The organism is Streptomyces sp. Y2F8-2, assembly GCF_014905555.1.
In the GTDB taxonomy this organism is placed as follows: Bacteria; Actinomycetota; Actinomycetes; order Streptomycetales; family Streptomycetaceae; genus Streptomyces; species Streptomyces cynarae.
In genome coordinates this window covers 632,786-651,172 of sequence record NZ_BNGS01000005.1, presented here as the reverse complement: position 1 = coordinate 651,172, position 18,387 = coordinate 632,786, and the positions used below count along the sequence as shown (strand labels likewise).

The window sequence follows — 18,387 nt, the reverse complement described above, 5'->3', positions numbered from 1 at the left end:
GCAGTTCGGGCTCGGAGACGTCGGCGAGCCCGGGCAGGGCGCCGACGTCCGGTTGCCGGTGATCCGCCGGCCGCTCCCACGGCACACCGACCCCCTGGCCCCTGCCGTCCATCCGGCCGGCCTCGTCAAGCGACCACGCCTCCATCAGCGGCCGGCCCGGCACCGCCGGTGGGGCGGACGACGTGAGCACCGGTGCGGCGACGCGCTGATGCGGATCGTGGCCTGTGCCGGTGGCGGAGTGGTTCAGCCCTCGGTGCGGGCGGGCAGCCGCCATCCCGGGCGAGGGAAGTGGCAGGTGTAGCCGTCGGGGTAGCGCTCCAGGTAGTCCTGGTGCTCGGGCTCGGCCTCCCAGAAGGGCCCGACCGGCTCGACCTCGGTGACGACCTTGCCCGGCCACAGTCCGGAGGCGTCCACATCCGCGATGGTGTCCTCGGCGATCCGCTTCTGCTCGTCATCGACGTAGTAGATCGCCGAGCGGTAGCTGAGACCGATGTCGTTGCCCTGGCGGTTCTTGGTGCTCGGGTCGTGGATCTGGAAGAAGAACTCCAAGATCGTGCGGAAGTCGATCTTCTCGGGGTCGAAAAGGATCTCAATGGCCTCCGCGTGGGTCCCGTGGTTACGGTACGTGGCGTTCGGCACGTCGCCCCCTGTGTAGCCCACCCGGGTCGCCGTCACGCCCGGGAGCCGGCGGATCAGGTCCTGCATTCCCCAGAAACAACCGCCCGCCAGTACGGCCCTCTGCGTCTGCGCTGCCATGTCGGCCCTTCCACTGTCTGTCGCCTCGGTCATTCGCGCCGCCCGGCTCGCACACCGTCGGCGTCCCATACCCTCTGGCTACGTCAGCGCGTGAGGGCTCCGAACAATTCCTCGCCTGCCTGACCGGTCCTTCCCTCGCGGTGCGCTCGGCGTCTCAGCGGGCCCTGCTGCCGTGCGCGCCTCCTGGCGACCGCACGGGACCTGGGGTTACGTCCGACCGCACCGCGTTGCGTCCGTGACCCTCGTGTGCGTCGGCGGGCGCACGGCAAAACCTCGGGCACTGCGACGCGGATCAGTCCTCGACGGCCATCTCCCCGAGCAAGGACCAGTCGTCCTGTTCCAGTTCCGCGTTGACGATCCGCGGTGTCTCCGCCAGGTACGGCGGCAGGGTCTGCTGTGCGGCCTTGAAGTGGGCGGACTGGACGTGTGCGGCGCCGGCGTCGGCGTCGCGGAAGGCCTCGACGAGTACGTACTCGGCCGGGTCGGCCAGGCTGCGTGACCAGTCGAACCAGAGACAGCCCGGTTCGCCGCGAGTGGCCTCGGTGAATTCCCGGACGATCTCCGGCCAGTGGTCCGCGTGCTCCGGCTTGATCCGGAACTTTGCAGTGATGAAGATCATTTCGCTGCTCTCTGTCGTACCGGTGATGGTCAGCCGAGGTTTCCGAGACGGGCGTCCTGCCACAGGTCGACGCCGCCGTCGGTGGCGTACTTGTCGATCTCGGCCAGTTCCTCGGCGGTGAAGTCGAGGTTGTCCAGCGCGGCGACGTTCTGTTCCAGCTGTTCGGTGCGCGACGCGCCGATGACGAGGGAGGTGACGCGCTCGTCGCGCAGGGCCCAGGCGAGGGCCATCTGGGCCAGGGTCTGCCCGCGACGGGCCGCGATGTCGTTGAGGGCGCGCAGCCGGTGCAGCATGTCGTCCGACAGCCACTCCGTGTCGAACGACGTGCCCTGCGCGGCCCGCGAGTCACCGGGGATGCCGTCGAGGTAGCGGCCGGTCAGGAGCCCCTGGGCGAGGGCCGTGAACCCGATGACGCCGAAGCCCTCCTCCTGGGCGGTGTCGAGCAGACCGTCGGTCTCGATCCAGCGGTTGAGCATGCTGTACGACGGCTGGTGGATGAGAAGCGGCGTGCCCAGGTCCCGGAGGATGGCGGCCGCCTCGCGGGTCCGTTCGGCGTCGTAGGAGGAGATGCCGACGTAGAGCGCCTTGCCCTGACGGACGGCGGTGGCCAGCGCGCCCATCGTCTCCTCGAGCGGGGTGGTCGCGTCGAGCCGGTGGGAGTAGAAGATGTCGACGTAGTCCAGGCCCATGCGCCGCAGCGACTGGTCGAGCGAGGCGAGCACGTACTTGCGGGAGCCGCCGCCCTGGCCGTAGGGGCCGGGCCACATGTCCCAGCCGGCCTTGGTGGAGATCACCAGTTCGTCCCGGTACGGCGCGAGGTCCTGCTTCATCAGGCGCCCGAAGTTGATCTCCGCGGAGCCGTAGGGCGGGCCGTAGTTGTTCGCGAGATCGTGGTGGGTGATCCCGAGGTCGAAGGCGCGCAGCGCGATCTCCCGCTGGGCCTCGAACGGCCGGTTGTCGCCGAAGTTGTGCCAGTAGCCCAGGGACAGGACGGGAAGGTCGAGCCCTGAGCGGCCGCTGCGCCGGTAGCGCATGGTGCCGTTGTAGCGCTCAGGATCAGCGACGTGGTTCATCGGGCGATCTCCGGGTGGTGCGGTGAAGGATGCCCCCGTCGGGTTCGAGGGGGCGCTCCCAACGGTGCTCCTGCGCGACTCTGAAGTCCAATAGCGCCGATTCATCGGATTCAGCAGTGTTGCTTCTGAATGGGATCAAGCCCCCTCACACCTCCCGTGTCACTGTCAGTGGCGTTGAGCAGCCGCGAGAGGTGACATCCCGTTGCGCCGGTCATGCATGGTGAAGTCGGACCGGACGGCCACACCGGACTGCAGCAGCTTCTGGCGGACCACTGGATTGCGGCCGGGGTACGAGACCACGACGCTGATGTATCCCTCGGGTAGACCGGTCACGGCGTACTCGCCGCGTGCGTTCGTCGCGGTCCGCACCAACTGCCGGCCGCCGGCGTCCATGACGGTCACCGCGGCATGGCGGAGGGGATGCTGCTCGCCGTCGTGGACGGTGCCCTCCAGCATCGGCAACGGCTCGCCGAAGTGGTGCCGGTGCACCGGAAGCGCGGTGGGCGTCGGCGCCTCCACGGACGGGTCCTCCACCGGCGGCTCCGGAACGTCCTCCTGCTCGTCCTCCGGCCCCCGCCGTACGGCCATGCGGTGGTGCCGCCACGCGTCGAGGCCCAGCAGGACCATTCCCGCCGTGGTCCACGCGCACAGCACGAGGACCGGCTTGAGCACCCCCGCACCGTGGAAGTACAGGACCCCCTTCAGGGCGTCCACGGCGTTGCCCAGCGGCATGACGGCGTGCAGGCCCTGGAAGAACCCCGGCAGCAACTGGACGGGGGCCACGCCGCTGGAGGGAACGCTCAGCACGATGTACAGACCCAGACCCACCAGAGGGAAGAACTGCTTGGTGAAAGGCGCCACGCCGAGGGAGAACGTGGCCACCGCCGTGGTGAGCAGGAAGGCGATCGCCAGGGCCGAGGGCTCGTCGGGGAAGAAGCCCAGCCCTACGCCGACGAAGAAGCCCGCGACACTGAAGAGCGCGGCTGCGCCCGCGATCGTCATGAGCTTCTTCCGACGGTTGAACGTCACCGCCCGCAGCAGGGTCGTCGCGAGTATGTAGCCGGGGACGTTCCAGGCGATTCCGAAGTGGACCAGGGTCGCGCCGAGCCCGTCCTTGCGTACGGTGGGCGCCACGTCCGTGACCGTGAGCCTCTGGTGGTCGTGCGCCGCCAGCTGGGTGAAGCCCTTCGTCAGCACCTGCTCGAGGGCCACCCCGTTGGCCTTGGCCACGTACAGCACGGCATGTCTGCCCCTGGCGGCGTAGCCCGCCACGGCGCCCCGGTCCAGTACCGCCTGGCGGGCTTCCCGGGCGCCTGCCACAGCGGCGACTTCGAAGCCACCGGGATGCTGCCGTTGCAGAGCGGTGTCGATCTTGCGTTCCACTGCCGGATCGGCGTTCACGATCTTCACGTGGTTCGGCTGCGGCTCATGAAAGGCCAGGGGGAAGCAGAACAGCAGGCCGAGGAAGAGCAGCGCCGGGATCGTCAGCGCCTCGGCCAGAGTCCCGGCCAAGGGCATGCGCCGAGGACGTTCGATCCGGTGTTTCACGGAACCACCCTTGTCTCCGTTGCCCGCGCCGGCCCGTCACCGTGGCGCCATCCCATTCATGTACCGATCGGCACATCTATGCTGGGTGGACCATACGTGTACCGGCCGGTACAGTCAAAGTCGTGCCTCGCCCCGTCAACGTCGAGAAGCGTGCCGAGCTGCTGAAGCAGGTCGTGCACCACCTCCAGCACCACGGCGTCGCGCAGATGTCGCTGAGCCCTCTCGCCGAGTCGATCGGCACCACCAAGCGCATGCTTCTGTACTACTTCGGCAGCCGCGAGAACCTGTTGGCCCAGGCACTGGCCGCCAGCCGCCCCGACGCCCACGCGATGTTCGACGACGTCCACGACACCGCCGGGCTGCGCGAGGCCGCGCAAGCCCTGTGGGAAGCGATGACCGTCGGGGAGCAGTCCGGACCGGTCCGCATGCTGCTGCAGCTGCTCAGCCTGGCCGCCACCGATCCGGAGCAGTACGGCAACCTCGCCGCCGACAGCGTCGAGGTCATGATCGGCCCCATCGCCGCCGCCTACGTCCGGCTGGGGCACCCGCCACAGCAGGCGCGGGCAGGGGCCACGCTGCTCGTCTCCGGCCTGCGCGGGTTGTGCCAGGACCGCCTGGTGACCCATGACGTGGCCCGTACCGACGCGGCCGCTCGCCGCCTCATCAGGGACGCGGTCGCGGCGGCCGACTGAGCTCGATGGGACTTGCGGCCTCCGTACCGGCCCCGATGGGGACTTGCGGCCTCCGCACTGGCCCATACGAATGATTCACCGGCGCCGCAGGGTGAACGAGGGGACCGGGTGCCTCGAGCCGACGGCCGACGGCCGCTCGTGACCGTACGTTGACTCTTGTGCCGCTGAGCTACGCCTTTGTGAACCTGAAGCCCGGAGTGGGAAAGACGACGAGCGCGGTCTGGTTGGCGCACGCACTTCACGAATCGGGTATCCCACCGCTGCTGGTCGACAGCGACGCCGCCTCCTCCGCGCTGCGCTGGAGCGAATTGGCAGGTGGCTTCCCGTTTCCGGTGGTCGCTCTTCCGGTGGGTGACGTGCACCGGCGCGTGAACGACTTCCTCGGCGACCGCAAGGCCGTCGTCTTCGACGCCCCGCAGCTCGAGGACCACGCGCACATCACCCGGAGCATCATGAGGTACGCAAGCGAGTGGATCGTGCCGGTGACCCCGGCCCCCATCGAGCTGGATCGCATGGCGCCCATCGGCGGCGAGATGGGCGACGTACAGTCCCTGCGCGCCCAGCCGGCCCGCGCCGCCGTTCTGCTGAACCGAACGAACCGTGCCGAGGCCACGCGCACCGGTCCCGACGCCGACGCCCGCGAGGCTCTCACCGAGCGGGGCTTCGACGTGTTGTCCACCCACATTCCGCGGCTCGACTTGTACGCCCAGTCGTTCGGCAGCCCCGTCGACGTCAAAGGCTCGGCGTACATGGACCTCGCAGACGAACTCATCAAGCGACAGGACAAGGCATGAACCAGCGCAAGGACACCTACCGAGCCGCGTTGCAGCGCGAACCGGACGCCGCCGCACCGCGTCCCGTCAAGGTCACTCGGCTGGACACCCGATACGTGCGGGTGACCATCGAGCTCGACGCCGGCTTCCCGCGCGACCTCATGCGATGGGCAGCGTCACCGGTGTCCGCGATGGCGCGGGTCGGTGCCGCTGCCCTGCGACCCCTGCGAAGCACCCCGTAAGGGGGCTGGCGCAGGCGCGCGTGCCCCGAACGGCGATCAAGGCTGCCATACCCGTCACGGAGCAGTGCCGAGATCCACGGCGAGGTCCTGCGCCTCGGTCCAGAACCTGTCGTCCGCATCCTGGAGCCGAGAGGCGGCGTGCTTCAGGTGGCGGCGCGCGGCGGCGCGTGCCGCCTCGGTGTCACCTGCCTCGATGGCGGTGAAGATGGCGTGGTGCTCCTGCCGGACCGCTTCGATGAAGTCGCCCCGCCGCGCCTCGTTCGCGCGGGTGACGCGGATTCCGCTGCGCAGTACCTCGCCCAGGTACCGGACCGTCGAGACCATCACGGGGTTCCCGGTCGACTCGGCGATGGACGTGTGGAAGGCGAGATCCTCGTCCACGCCGTCGCCCCCGGCCGCCACGGCCGCGTCGATCGCATCGAGGGCCTGACGTATCCGGGCAAGGTCGTCCGGTGCGGCACGGGCGGCTGCGAGGTACGCCGCCTCACCCTCGATGGGGCGACGTACCTCCACGATCTGCAGGACCTTGGACTTGGTCTGAGAGGCCTCGGCTTCCAGGTCGAGCGGTCGGGTGCGCCGGGGCAGCACGAACACGCCGAGGCCCTGGCGCGCTTCGAGCAGGCCCGCGCTGCGAAGCCTGGAGACGGCCTCGCGCACCACCGTGCGGCTGACGCCCAGCTGCTTGACGAGTTCCACCTCGGTCGGCAGCTTGTCGCCGACGGCCAGCCGCCCCGACTCGATCTCGTCCGACAGCAGAGCGGCGACCTGGTCCGCGAGCCGCACGGGACCGTTCACCTTGGAAAACATGGTCTTCAGTCTATCGGCACGGCCCCGTCCGCCCCGGCTGCGAGCGGGGCGACGTCGACCAGCACCGCGTCGGCGTGGTCCTCGACGTAGTCCCGTACCACCGACTCGAAGCTCGGGTCGGGTTCCAGCCCGAGGGCGGCGGCGCGCGCGTTGTCGAAGACAGCCGGCCATGAGCCCACGATGGCCTCGACGTCGTGATCCGGTTCGATCGTCACCAGGTCGGCGACGGTGTCACCGGCCACTCGCCGCAGCGTGGCCAGCATCTCGGCGACCGAAACCGTGAGAGCCGGAAGGTTGACCGGCACGCCGCCGTCGAGGCGGCCCGGCCCGGCGCCTCGCTCGACCTCCGCGACGCGGAGGATGCCCTCGACCGTGCGCCGGGGCGAGGCCAGGGCCACCCGCAGCCCGGGACGCACCGGGCAGCCGGCCGGGAGGCCCGCGAGCGGCTCGCGGATGATGCCGGACAGGAAACCGGAGGCGGCCGCGTTCGGTTTGCCCGGCCGTACGGAGACGGTCATGAGGCGGGCGACGCGTCCGTCGACGAAGCCGCGGCGGGTGTAGTCCGCGATCAGTTGCTCGCAGACGAGCTTCTGCGTCCCGTAACTCGACCGCGGCGTGGGCAGGGTCGACTCGCTGACCACCGGCGGCAGCGGCAGCATCGGGTCGGAACCGTATACCGCGACGCTGCTGGAGAACACCACCCGCGGCGTCGGGCCACCGGCGGCCGACTGTGCCCGGGTGGCTTCGAGCAGCGCACGGGTCGTGTCCACGTTGGCGCTCATGCCGAGGTCGAAGTCGGCCTCGCAGGCGGCCGAGACCGCGGCGGCGAGGTGGATCAGCACATGCACCGGCTCACCGAACACCTCGTCGAGGTGGTCCACCAGGTCGCCCTGTACGACATCCACGAGCGGGTCGGCCGCCGCCGTCGCTTCGGGCGGCACGATCCGGTCGGCGAGCACCAGCCGGTCGATCGGTGCACCACAGAACGTTCGTGTCCGCAGCAGCGCGGCGGCCACCTGCTGTCCCAGGAAGCCGAAGCCACCCGTGATGACGATCCTCATGCGTTGTTCCTCCGGTCGCTTCGGTAGGCGTCGAGCCAGCGGAGACCCTCGCTCGTGCCGGCGCGGGGGATGTACTCGCAGCCGATCCACCCGTCGAAGCCCAGCTCGTCGATGACGTCGAAGAGGTGGCGGATGTTGAGCTCGCCCAGGTCGGGCTCGTGGCGGTCGGGCACCCCCGCGATCTGCAGATGACCGACCCGCCCGGTCGGCACGTCGCGGCGCAGGGTCGCGGTGATGTCGCCCTCGGCGATCTGGCAGTGGTAGAGGTCCAGTTGCACCTTGAGGTTCGAGGCTCCCACATCCCGCACCACGGCGTGGGCCTCGGCCTGGGTGGTCAGGAAGTACCCGGGCATGTCGCGGCCGTTGATGGGCTCGATCAGGACGTCGACGCCCGCCGCGGCGGCCCGTTCCGCGGCCCGGGCGAGGTTGGCCAGATAGGTGTCGCGGTGCTTGGCCCGCTCGACCGGCGTCGCGTCCGGCCGGACCAGACCGGCCATCACGTGCACCCGCGGGCTGCCGAGCTCCGCGGCGTACTCCAGTGCCCGGTCGATCCCGGAGCGCAGCTCCGCCTCGCGTCCGGGCAGTGCCGCCATACCGCGCTCCCCTGACTCCCAGACCCCGGGAGGCGCGTTGAAAAGCACCTGCCGCAGACCGTGGTCGTCGAGCCGGCGGCGCAGTTCGGTGGCGTCGTACGCATAGGGGAAGAGGTACTCGACGGCCTCGAAGCCGTCAGCCGAGGCCGCGGCGAAGCGGTCGAGGAAATCGTGTTCGGTGTACATCATGGACAGGTTCGCTGCGAACCTCGGCATGGTGGCTCCCGTGTTCGGGCCGAGTGCGGCCCGGGTCAGTGGTTGACGACGTGCTTCTTGGTGGTGAGCACCGCTGCGGCGCCGACGACGAGGCTGAGCGCGAGGACGTACATCGGGATCGAGGCCGAGCCGGTGGCGTCCTTGATCGCGCCGATCATGTAGGGGCTGACGAAGCCGGCGAGGTTGCCCACCGAGTTGATCACGGCGAGGCCGGCCGCCGCGGCGGTCCCGCCCAGGAACGCGGTGGGGAGCGACCAGAACAGCGGCGCGCAGGTCAGAACCCCGGCCGCGGCGCAGGACAGCGCGACGAGGGACAGCGTGGTCGACCCGGTCCAGCCGGCGGCCAGCGAGAACCCGACGGCACCCGTGAGGGACGGGACGACCAGGTGCCAGCGGCGCTCACGCCGCTTGTCCGCCGAACGCCCGAACAGGTTCATGGCGACCAGTGCGGCCACGAACGGCACGGCGCTGAGCACCCCGATCTCGAAGTTCCCCTTGATGCCGGTGGACTGGACGAACGTGGGCATCCAGAAGGTCAGGGCGTACTGGCCCAGCACGAAGCAGAAGTAGATGAGACACATCAGCCACACCTTGGGCTCGCGGAAGGCGGACCCGAGCCGGCTGTGCACCGTGTGGTCCGCGACGTCGTCGGCGAGTGCCCGCTCGACAACGGCCTTCTCCTCATCGGCGAGCCACTTGGCGCTGCGCGGACCGTTGTCGAGGTAGAACAGCGCGATGACACCGATGGCGGCCGCGGGGATCGCCTCCAGCAGGAACATCCACTGCCAGCCCTGCCAGCCGTTCAGGCCCTGGAACCGGTCCATGATCCAGCCGGAGAGGGGGTTGCCGAAGATACCGGCCACGGGGATGGCCGACATGAACAGCGCGATCACCCGGGCGCGACGGTGTGACGGGAACCAGTAGGTGCAGTAGAGGATCACTCCCGGGTAGAACCCCGCCTCGGCGGCACCGAGGAGAAACCTGAGCACGTAGAACGTCGCCTCGTTGGTGACGAACATGGAGGCCGCGGAGACCAGGCCCCAGCTGATCATGATCCGGGCGATCCAGGTGCGGGCGCCGACGCGTTGCAGTATCAGGTTCGAGGGGACCTCGAACAAGAAGTAGCCGATGAAGAACAGGCCGGCACCGAGGCCGTACGCCGCGTCGCTGATCCCGAGCTGGGCGGACATCTGCAGCTTGGCGAAGCCGACGTTGACCCGGTCCAGATAGGAGACGACGTAGCAGAGCATGAGGAAGGGGACGATGCGTGCGGTGACCTTGCGGAAGACGGCGTTCTCACGGGCGAGACCGGGGAGGCCGGCCGCCGTTGTCGTGGGCATGGACATGAGCGGAATCCTTCGTGCGGCTCGGGGGATTCTCCGACTGGGGAGGAGCTGGTCACCACGCGGCGCCGAACGTGTCCCTCAGTTCGGCGATCGCGTCGGCGGGGAGCGGCTCGGGTCGACGGTCGGTCAGGAGCCAGAGACGTGCCGTCTCCTCGAGTTCTTCGAGGACGGCGAGGGCGGTGGCCGCGTCGGGGCCCCAGACCACGGGGCCCAGCCGGTCGAGCAGGACGGCCCTGAGGGGTGTGCGGCTCGCTGCTCGCTCGGTGATACGGGCGGTCACCAGGTCGGCCACACGGGGGTCGCCGGGCCGGTGGTAGGGGATGAGCGGGACGTGCCCGACCTTCATCACGTAGTAGGGCGTGAGGGGCGGGAGCACGTCGTTCCCGCTCCACACGCCGGCCAGCGTGAGTGCGACCAGGTGCGTGGAGTGGGTGTGGATGACGAACCGCGCCGTCGGGTCGGTGGCGCAGATGCGTCGGTGGAGCGTCAGGGTCTTGCTGGCGCGGTCGCCGGCGATCTGCTCGCCGGCGGCGCCGACCAGTGCCAGGCGGTGGGGTTCGAGGAAGCCCAGGGCGGCGTCGGTGGGTGTGATCAGATGGTGGTCGCCGATCCTGGCGCTGATGTTCCCGGCGCTGGCGTGGACGTAGCCCCGGGCGAACAGGCTCGTGCCCACCCGGACGATTTCGTCGCGTGCCGCGTCGACCTCGTCGTAGGCCTCGTCGCGTGCCCTGTCGCCCACCGTCTCCAGGGGCTGGTTCATGAGGTCTCCCGGTCGAGGAGGGCGAATGAGGAGGTGAAGAAGTCGGGGGCCCCGAAGTTGCCGGACTTGAGGGTGATGTGGAGCGTGTCCCCGCCCGGAAGGGTCGCGGCACACCACGGCACACCGGGGTCGATCTGCGGTCCGATCCGCAGTCCGGTGATGCCGAGCGCCTGGACGACCGCTCCCGAGGTCTCGCCGCCCGCGACGACGAGCCGTCGGACACCCAGCTCCACGAGCCCCTGGGCCACACGGGCCAGAGTCCGCTCCACGAGCTCACCGGCCTCGGCGGCGCCGAGCCGGCCCTGGACGGCACGCACGGTGTCGGGTGACTCGGTGGAGTGGACGAGGACCGGCCCGTCGTCCAGGTGCGACTCGGTGAAGGCCAGGGCCTCGCCGGCCACGTCGTCGCCGGCTGCGACGCGCAACGGGTCCACGCTGAACGCGGGTCGGCCGCCGCGCAGGAACTCCAGCACCTGGCGGTTGGTGGCGACGGAGACCGAGCCCGAGACGACGGCCGCGTGGCCGCCGGGTGCGGGCAACTGTGCGGCGGCGCGGGACGGCTTGAACCCCCAGTTCGCGGGCAGACCGATCGCCAGGCCCGAGCCCGCGGTCACCAGGGGCAGCCCCTGGACCGCCGCGCCCAGCCGCAGGAGGTCGTCGTTGGAGACGGCGTCGACGACGGCCATCCCGAAGCCGTCCTCGCGCAGGTCGTCGATGCGGGCCCGGATCGCCGGGACGCCGCCGGCGACGACCGTGTGGTCGACGAGGCCGACCGTTCGCGTGGTCTGCGCGCCGAGGACCGAGACCAGGTTGGAGTCCGTCATCGGGGTGAGGGGGTGGTGGCGCATGCCGCTCTCGCTGAGCAGCACGTCACCGACGAAGAGATGGCCCTTGAAGACCGTGCGTCCGTTGTCGGGGAACGCGGGTGTGGCGATGGTGAAGTCGGTGCCCAGTGCGTCCATCAGGGCCTCGGTGACCGGCCCGATGTTGCCGGCGGGTGTCGAATCGAAGGTGGAGCAGTACTTGAAGTAGATCTGTTCGGCCCCCGCGGACCGCAGCCAGGCGAGCGCCCGGAGCGACGCCTCGACGGCGTCGGCCGCCGGGACGGTCCGCGACTTGAGCGCGATGACCGCGGCGTCCGCGTCCATCGCCTCCTCGGTGCCGCCCTGCGGTACGTCGATCAGCTGGACCACGCGCATGCCCGCGTGCACCAGGTTGTTGGCCAGGTCCGTGGCGCCGGTGAAGTCGTCGGCGATGCAGCCGAGTCGGATTGCCATGTCAGACCTCCGTCGGCTCGGGCAGGTCGACCCCCGGGAAGATCTTGATGACCGCGCTGTCGTCCTCGCCGCCCAGACCGGACGCCGAGGCCTGGAGGAACATCTGGTGGGCGGTGGCGGCCAGGGGGAGTGGGAATCGCTCGGGCCTGGCGGAGTCGAGCACGATCCCCAGGTCCTTGACGAAGATGTCGACCGCTGACAGGGGCGTGTAGTCACCGGCGAGGACGTGCGCCATGCGGTTCTCGAACATCCACGAGTTGCCGGCGCTGTGCGTGATGACCTCATAGAGCGCCTCGGCCGGAACACCGGCCTTGATGCCCAGAGCCATCGCCTCGGCGGCCGCGGCGATGTGCACCCCCGCGAGCAGCTGGTTCACGATCTTGACCTTCGAACCGAGCCCGGCACGGTCCCCCAGGCGGTAGACGGTGCTGCTCATCGCCTCGAGTACCGGGTCGGCGACCGCGTAGGCCGCGTCGGAGCCGGACGTCATCATGGTGAGCTCGCCGGCCGCCGCGCGCGCGGCGCCACCGGAGACGGGGGCGTCCAGGTAGAGCACGCCCTTCCTGGCCAGACGCGCCTCGAGCCCGGCGGACCAGGCGGGGTCGACCGTCGAGCACATCACGAAGACGGCTCCCGGGCGGAGCCGGTCGGCCGCCCTGGCGGTGCCGAACAGTACTGACTCGACCTGCGCCGCGTTGACCACCACGCCGACCAGGACGTCGACGGCGGCCGCCAGATCGCCGGGGGAGGCGAATGCCGTCCCGCCGTCACGGGCGAAGGCAGCGGCCACATCAGATCGCAGGTCGTGGACCCCTACGTCGTAGCCCGCGTTCCGCAGGCTGCGGGCCATGCCGAGACCCATGGCTCCGAGTCCCACCACGCCCACGCGCGGCAGTGCCGGATTGTCCTGGTCGTTCATGCTCATCCTCGTCTTGCTGTGCCGTCCGGTGTTCAGGTCACCCCGAGTCGTCAGGTCATATGATGACCTGAGCGCGCAGTTCGGGAGCCTGTGATGTACGTCACGCGGCGGTGGCAGGGTCGGCGGGCTCGATGTCGCGGGATGCCGCGGCCGTTCAGCGGCGAAGCAGGCCAGGCGCAGCAGCGAGACAGATCAGGGTCGGACGGCGCGGGAGCAGGGTCGGATGGTGCCGCGTCACGCTCTCGCCGGCCTGCGCACAGCCCACGTCCGCACCATGCTGGGCACGCCCGACCACGTCATCGCCCAGGCGTACGCCGGCATGTACACCGACCGGGGCGCGGTCGGCGTCCGCCCGCACAGCGAGGCGTACCTCCGCCTGCGCACCCGGCCGGCACTCACCGTATGGACCTCCGAGGAGGCCGCGACCTGGGAGCGCGGCACGCTGCACGTGCCGGGGTCCCGCGTGGAGCACCGGCCTGACTCCGGCCACTACCTGCACGAGGAACACGTCGACCGCACGATCCGGCTCATCGAGGACTGGGCGAAGACGACGACCGCCTGAGGTCAGCTCGGCTTCAGGATGATCGCCTGGCCCCCCGCGCCGGCCATGGCGATGTCGAGCGTGGACTGCGAGGTGACGGTCCGGGTGCTGACCACGACCGGGGTCTGGTACGGGTTGGTGCCCGGCGTGCCGTCGGCGTAGACGGTCGCGGTGTAGGTTCCGGCGTCCAGGAACGACAGCGGGATCGACAGGGTCCGGGACGTCTCGTTGGTCATCGCTCCGAGGTACCAGGTGTCCCCGTTGCGGCGGGCGACCGCCACGTACTCGCCGATGGACCCGGCCAGGGCCCTGCTCTCGTCCCAGGTGGTGGGGATGGCGTTGAACCAGGGCAGCCCGGGCCAGTTCGCGGGGTTGGAGTACTTCGAGGGCTTGTCGTACCAGAAGAGGAAGTTCAGCGGCTGGTAGTAGACCGCCGCCATCGCCATCTGGTGGGCGTTGGTCGTCTTGTCGCGCGACTGGCCGTAGCAGATGGTGTAGTCCAGCGGGCCGCCGATGTTGCGCGCGAAGGGCAGGATCACGTTGTGCGTGGCGGTCGGGAAGTTCTCGTTGCCCCGGACGCCCTCCAGGCTGATGTAGTTCGGGTACGTGCGCTCGTAGCCGAACGGCCGGACGTCGTCGTGCATGTCTATCAGCAACTCGTACTTGGCGGCCGTCTGCGCCCAGCCGGTGATCTGGTTCGTCATCGCCTGGGTGCCGTCGTTGATGAAGCCGAGCTTGATCCCCGCGACGCCCCAGCTCTTGTAGAGGCCGAACAGCGAGTCCGCGTCGGTCAGCGCGAGCCGGTTGACGTAGAGGAAGACGCCGATGCCCTTGCTCGTCGCGTACGAGATGACGGACGGCAGGTCGATGGCGGCGATCGGCTTCGTGGCGTCGGGGGTGGAGAACTCGGGTCCGTACCAGCCGGCGTCGTACTCGATGTACTGAAGGCCGCGGGCCACGGCGAAGTCGACGCCCGCGAGGCCGGCGGCGGTGGTGAGCTCGCACCGGAAGACCTTGCCGGGCTTGATCCATGAGGTGTCGGCGAGCGCGCTGGGCGGCGCGAGGTTGAGTACGAGCTCGGCGTTGTCGACCAGTTCGGCGTGGGTGGAGCCGATCACCACCGCGCGCCACGGGGTGGCGAACGGGGTGGTGACCGTGGATGCGGTCGCGACCGGTCCGGTGCCGCGGGCGGTGTGCTCCATCAGGAAGGCGGCCAGGGAGTTGGGCTGCCCGGGTGTCGAACTGAGCATCAGGCGTGGGAAGTCGATCCGCGCGGACTCGCAGATGCAGGCGATGAGCTCGCCGGGGAGGGTGGCGGTCAGCGGCAGGTCGGTCAGGGGGCCGTTGTCCGTGCTGGAGGTGCCGGTGACGGGGATGGAACCCGGTGCCACCGGGTTGTAGGGGTTCTCGTCGCGGGCGCTGTAGACGGTGGTGCCGTCGGGGAACACGAACGTCGTCAGTTCGTCGGAGACGGAGGCGGCGCCGGTGTCGAGCAGGACGTAGCGCAGCGCGACGCCGGTCTTGTAGGCGCGGATCTGGACGCTGAAGCGGAGCCCCGACGCGGTGTCCTGGAGGTTCCAGCGCTGCTCCTGGTAGTGGTCGGTGACGGTCGCGTTGCGCCCGTACACCGGGGACCAGGTGTTGTGGAGGGTCCAGTGCTGGTTCTGGGTCACCGTCACATTGCCGCCGAGGACGGTCCCGTCGCTCAGCCTGAGGCCCAGGGCGGAGGTGTCGATCACCGTCCTGCCGTTGTGCTGGGCGGACCACTGGAGCGCTCCGTCCACCACCGACATCGTGACGGAGTTGCCGCCCATGCGCGCGGTCGCGCTGACCGAGGCCCCCGCCGCGTAGGCGGGCGGCGTTGCGCCGATCCCCGCCGCCAGACCGACGGTGACGGCCGCGCCCTTGAGCACCCCCCGACGGGACAGCGCCCCCGAGCGGCCTGCTCTGTCTGCGGTGGGCTCTTCCTGGTCGCCGGAAATTCTCATCGTCAGGGACCTCTCCCATTGAAGGGTGCGTCGTCCGCGCACGGCCTGATCCGAGTGAAAGATGTAGTAAGCGTTTTCTGACGACGTTGTACGTGCTGATGTGAGGGCGGGTCAAGACCCGCGCAGCCGGAGCGTCGAAGAGGGAGGACGAGGACGGCACATCGAGGTGCCCGACGCGGTCGACACGGGTCCGGCATGCCGGTGACGCGTCCGGTGCGGCAGCCGGGCGCCACCCTCCGCACCGCCATACGATCACGGCCATGGGCGAGCATCGGTCCGCAGCGGAGCCTGGTCGGCAGCCTCGCCAGGGCGGATGGTCGCGGCTGACGTCCTCGCGCTTCGTCCCGGCCGTGGTGATCTCCCTCATCGTCGCGGCCCTGGCCGGGCTCTTCGTCGGCGCCTACTGCTTGGCCATGGCCGCTCCCGTACCGCATCGCATCCCCGTCGCGGTGACGGGAAAGTCGGCCAAGGGCGAACGGTTCGTCGGCGCGCTGGAGGCCGCGCTGCGCACCTCGCTGGTCCTCCACCCGTATGCCGACTACGACAGGGCCCTCGCCGCGGTCGACGCACAGCGGGAGTTCGCGATCCTGCAGCGCCGTCCGGCCGGGGTGGAGGTCGACGTGGCGAGCGCGGCGGGTGCGTCGGTCGCCCGGGTCCTCAGCCGGAGCGCCCCGGCGGTGGGCCGGAAGCTCGGCATCCCCGTCCAGGTCAGGGACGTGAAACCGCTTCCGGCCACCGACCCGCAGGGGCTCGCGCTCTTCTACATCGCCCTGGGGTCGACCATCCTGGGGTTCGTCGGCGCCATCCAGCTCGGAGCGCACGCCCTGGAACTGCGCCCCGCCGAACGGATCGCCGCCACCGCCGGCTGTTCCGTGCTGGGCGGCCTGTCCATCTGCGCCATGACCGACTGGGTGCTCGGCGTGGTGCGGCTGCCGTTCGCCCAGTCGTGGGGCATCTGCGCGCTCACGATGTTCACCGCCGGCATGATCTTCACCGCGTTCCACACCTTCCTGGGCCGCTGGGCGCTGCTGCCGACGTGGGTGCTGCTGGTCGTCCTCGGCAACCCCTCCTCCGGGGGTGCGGTCGCCTGGCCGCTGCTCCCCCCGCTCCTGGGCTTTCTCGGGCGGTTCCTGCCACCGGGCGCGTCGGTGAGCGCCCAGCGCAACGCCATCTATTTCCCTCACGACCAGCACGTCGAGCCCTACGTCGTGCTCGCCGCGTGGTGCTTGGCCGGCATGTCGGTCTTCCTTGCCCGGCATGTCCGCCACCCCGGCGGCCCGGCGACCGCACCGGCCACCGCGCCCGGTGCGGGAAGCGCCTGATGAGCGGGCACCCGCACCGCCCTGTGGGCCGAGGTCGCGAGACGTCGTCGGCTGCGTCGCGGCCCGTGGTCGGTTACGTTGATAAAGCCTGGTCAGAGCGTAGTGACAGGCCGTAACCCACCCGGGGACGCACCATGACCGGCCTGACCGTCGTCCTTCTGCTCGTGGTCCTGGCCACAGCCGTGGCGACCGGTGCGCGGCGCTGGAGCCTGCCGGCCCCCTCACTGCTCGTCGTCGCCGGCCTCGTCGTCGGGCTGATGCCGTGGGTTCCCGAGGTGAGCCTGCCGCCTCACACGATCAACGTGCTGGTGCTGCCGCCACTGCTCTTCGCCTCGGCCGGGGAGATCTCCGTCCGCGACCTGCGCACCGTGTGGCGGCCCGTGACCGGCCTGGTCTTCGGCCTGGTCCTCGCCTCCGCCGTCGCCGTCGGGTACGTCGCCCGGGCGATCACCCCGCTGACCGCCGCGACCGCGTTCATCCTCGGCTCGGTCCTGGCCAGCACCGACCCCGTGGCCGTGACCGCGCTCGGCCGGCGCCTGTCCCTCCCACCGCGCGTCCAGGCCATGGTGCAGGCGGAAAGCCTGTTCAACGACGCCACGTCCCTGGTCCTGTACAAGGTCGCCGTGGCCACCGCGGTTTCCGGCAGCGCCATCACCCTGTCCGGCACCGTCGAGCAGTTCCTGATCCTCGCAGGCGGGGGAGTCCTCATCGGCGCGGCGGTCGCCGCAGTGGTGGCCCTCATCCGCCGGCGGACCGAGGACCCCATGCTGGACACCGTCATCGCACTGGTCACTCCGTACGCCTCGTACGTCATCGCGGAGCAAGTGCACACCTCGGGCGTGACCGCCGTCATCGTGTCCGGCGTCGTGCTCGGGAGCACCGGTCACAAGCTCAGCAACGCCCCCATCCGCCTCCAGGTCCACGCCGTCTACGACACGGTGGCCTTCCTGCTGGAGAGCGTCGTCTTCGCCCTCATCGGCCTGGAGCTCCCCTCCGCCGTCCGCCACCTCGCGCACGACGAGCGCGGCTGGCCGCTGTGGGTGCCGGTGATCGCCTTCACCGTGCTGGCGATCCGCCTGCTGTGGATCTTCCCGCTGTCCGCCCTGATGCAGCACCGGCACAGCGAGGGCGACGGTCGTCTCTCCTGGCGCGTTCCGGCCGTCCTGTCCTGGGCGGGCACCCGGGGCGTCATGCCGCTGGCCGCCACGCTCTCCATCCCCTTGACCACCGACGCAGGGACTCCGCTGCCGCACCGGGCGCTCATCCTCACACTCACCACCGGGACCGTCGTGCTCACCCTCGTCTTCCAGGGGTTCACCCTCGCCTCGGTCGTCCACCGCTCCGGCATCGCTCTGGAACCCGAGCACACCGCCCGCGAGGAGGCCCGGACCCGCCGGCACATCGCCCACGCCGCTCTCGAAGAGCTCAAACAGCTCGGCGATCTGGATCAGCTCGCCGAACTGGGTGCCGCCGCCGAGGCCGCCTTGAAGCAGGCCCGTCGCCATCTGGAAGCGCGTATCCACCAGGTCGAAGACGCCGACTACAGCGACCCGGACGCCCGTCCTGCCGACGTCTACCGCGAGATACGCCGGACACTCATCGCGATCGAGGCGGCCGAGCTCCAGCGCCTCTATGAAGCCAACAAGATCAGCAACGCCACCCGGCGCCGGATCCAGCACGAACTCGACCTCGAGGAAGCCAGCCTCCGCGACCGCGGCTGACCGCCGGTCCCGGTAACCCGCTCCTACGCGGCTGAGGATGACCGGTTCGCCGACGCCCGGTGGCCGCCGCCGCGCGCCGGCCACCGCTATGGACCCGTTGCGCTCGCAGGTCGTCGCAGCCGATGCCAGACTG

At 70.2% G+C, this 18,387-nt stretch carries 18 protein-coding genes; 6 read left to right on the top strand and 12 right to left on the bottom strand.

Annotation, left to right across the window (positions count from 1 at the left end; all coding sequences use genetic code 11):
- Positions 1–243: 243 nt before the first annotated feature.
- The 4 genes from msrA to SY2F82_RS20465 form a co-directional block, all read right to left on the bottom strand.
- On the bottom strand, positions 244–756 hold the full coding sequence (msrA, locus tag SY2F82_RS20480) for a peptide-methionine (S)-S-oxide reductase MsrA (protein WP_200420542.1): 513 nt from the start codon (positions 754–756) through the stop codon (positions 244–246).
- A gap of 292 nt (positions 757–1,048) precedes the next feature.
- A complete protein-coding gene (locus SY2F82_RS20475) occupies positions 1,049–1,375 on the bottom strand; it encodes a putative quinol monooxygenase (RefSeq protein WP_200420541.1) in 327 nt (108 codons plus the stop codon).
- Between the two features lie 29 nt (positions 1,376–1,404).
- On the bottom strand, positions 1,405–2,448 hold the full coding sequence (mgrA, locus tag SY2F82_RS20470) for an L-glyceraldehyde 3-phosphate reductase (protein ID WP_200420540.1): 1,044 nt from the start codon (positions 2,446–2,448) through the stop codon (positions 1,405–1,407).
- Positions 2,449–2,613: 165 nt separating this feature from the next.
- A complete protein-coding gene (locus tag SY2F82_RS20465) occupies positions 2,614–3,966 on the bottom strand; it encodes a carboxypeptidase regulatory-like domain-containing protein (protein WP_236041648.1) in 1,353 nt (450 codons plus the stop codon).
- A 152-nt stretch (positions 3,967–4,118) separates the two neighbouring features.
- Here SY2F82_RS20465 and SY2F82_RS20460 point away from each other — a divergent pair, with 152 nt between their 5' ends.
- The 3 genes from SY2F82_RS20460 (at position 4,119) to SY2F82_RS20450 (ending at position 5,703) form a co-directional block, all read left to right on the top strand.
- Positions 4,119–4,688, top strand: a complete 570-nt coding sequence (locus SY2F82_RS20460) for a TetR/AcrR family transcriptional regulator (RefSeq protein ID WP_200420539.1) — start codon at positions 4,119–4,121, stop codon at positions 4,686–4,688.
- A 158-nt stretch (positions 4,689–4,846) separates the two neighbouring features.
- Positions 4,847–5,482 carry a ParA family protein gene (locus SY2F82_RS20455; protein ID WP_236041646.1) on the top strand — a complete coding sequence of 212 codons (636 nt, stop codon included), beginning with the start codon at positions 4,847–4,849 and terminating at the stop codon, positions 5,480–5,482.
- Positions 5,479–5,703, top strand: coding sequence for a hypothetical protein (locus SY2F82_RS20450; RefSeq protein ID WP_200420538.1), 225 nt, complete (start codon positions 5,479–5,481; stop codon positions 5,701–5,703). The genes SY2F82_RS20455 and SY2F82_RS20450 overlap by 4 nt, the downstream gene beginning before the upstream one ends.
- Before the next feature lie 54 nt (positions 5,704–5,757).
- On the opposite strand, the gene SY2F82_RS20445 is transcribed toward SY2F82_RS20450, so the two are convergent.
- The 7 genes from SY2F82_RS20445 to ltnD are packed head-to-tail and all read right to left on the bottom strand — an operon-like array spanning position 5,758 to position 12,682.
- Positions 5,758–6,510, bottom strand: a complete 753-nt coding sequence (locus SY2F82_RS20445) for a FadR/GntR family transcriptional regulator (RefSeq protein WP_200420537.1) — start codon at positions 6,508–6,510, stop codon at positions 5,758–5,760.
- A gap of 5 nt (positions 6,511–6,515) precedes the next feature.
- Positions 6,516–7,571 carry a D-erythronate dehydrogenase gene (gene denD, locus SY2F82_RS20440; protein WP_200420536.1) on the bottom strand — a complete coding sequence of 352 codons (1,056 nt, stop codon included), beginning with the start codon at positions 7,569–7,571 and terminating at the stop codon, positions 6,516–6,518.
- On the bottom strand, positions 7,568–8,380 hold the full coding sequence (otnI, locus tag SY2F82_RS20435; protein ID WP_200420535.1) for a 2-oxo-tetronate isomerase: 813 nt from the start codon (positions 8,378–8,380) through the stop codon (positions 7,568–7,570). The genes denD and otnI overlap by 4 nt, the downstream gene beginning before the upstream one ends.
- 35 nt (positions 8,381–8,415) lie before the next feature.
- Complete coding sequence (locus SY2F82_RS20430; RefSeq protein ID WP_236041644.1) at positions 8,416–9,720, bottom strand: MFS transporter; 1,305 nt, start codon at positions 9,718–9,720, stop codon at positions 8,416–8,418.
- A 58-nt stretch (positions 9,721–9,778) separates the two neighbouring features.
- Positions 9,779–10,486: an aldolase gene (locus SY2F82_RS20425; protein WP_200420533.1), complete on the bottom strand. Its 708-nt coding sequence runs from the start codon at positions 10,484–10,486 to the stop codon at positions 9,779–9,781.
- Complete coding sequence (gene otnK, locus SY2F82_RS20420) at positions 10,483–11,763, bottom strand: 3-oxo-tetronate kinase (protein WP_200420532.1); 1,281 nt, start codon at positions 11,761–11,763, stop codon at positions 10,483–10,485. Before otnK ends, SY2F82_RS20425 begins: the two co-directional genes overlap by 4 nt.
- 1 nt (position 11,764) lies before the next feature.
- The gene (gene ltnD / locus SY2F82_RS20415; protein ID WP_200420531.1) at positions 11,765–12,682 is read right to left on the bottom strand and encodes an L-threonate dehydrogenase; all 918 of its coding nucleotides are present in this window, start codon (positions 12,680–12,682) and stop codon (positions 11,765–11,767) included.
- Between the two features lie 223 nt (positions 12,683–12,905).
- On the opposite strand from ltnD, the gene SY2F82_RS20410 reads away from it, so the two are divergent.
- On the top strand, positions 12,906–13,244 hold the full coding sequence (locus tag SY2F82_RS20410; protein ID WP_236041642.1) for a hypothetical protein: 339 nt from the start codon (positions 12,906–12,908) through the stop codon (positions 13,242–13,244).
- Positions 13,245–13,246: 2 nt separating this feature from the next.
- On the opposite strand, the gene SY2F82_RS20405 is transcribed toward SY2F82_RS20410, so the two are convergent.
- Positions 13,247–15,211 (bottom strand): glycoside hydrolase family 97 protein, encoded by a 1,965-nt coding sequence (locus tag SY2F82_RS20405; RefSeq protein WP_200420530.1) that lies wholly within the window; start codon positions 15,209–15,211, stop codon positions 13,247–13,249.
- Between the two features lie 260 nt (positions 15,212–15,471).
- Between SY2F82_RS20405 and SY2F82_RS20400 the strand changes: the two genes are divergently transcribed.
- The gene (locus SY2F82_RS20400) at positions 15,472–16,533 is read left to right on the top strand and encodes an ABC transporter permease (RefSeq protein ID WP_236041641.1); all 1,062 of its coding nucleotides are present in this window, start codon (positions 15,472–15,474) and stop codon (positions 16,531–16,533) included.
- Positions 16,534–16,667: 134 nt separating this feature from the next.
- Entirely contained in the window at positions 16,668–18,254 is a 1,587-nt protein-coding gene (locus SY2F82_RS20395; protein WP_200420529.1) for a Na+/H+ antiporter, read from the top strand.
- Positions 18,255–18,387 lie beyond the last annotated feature (133 nt).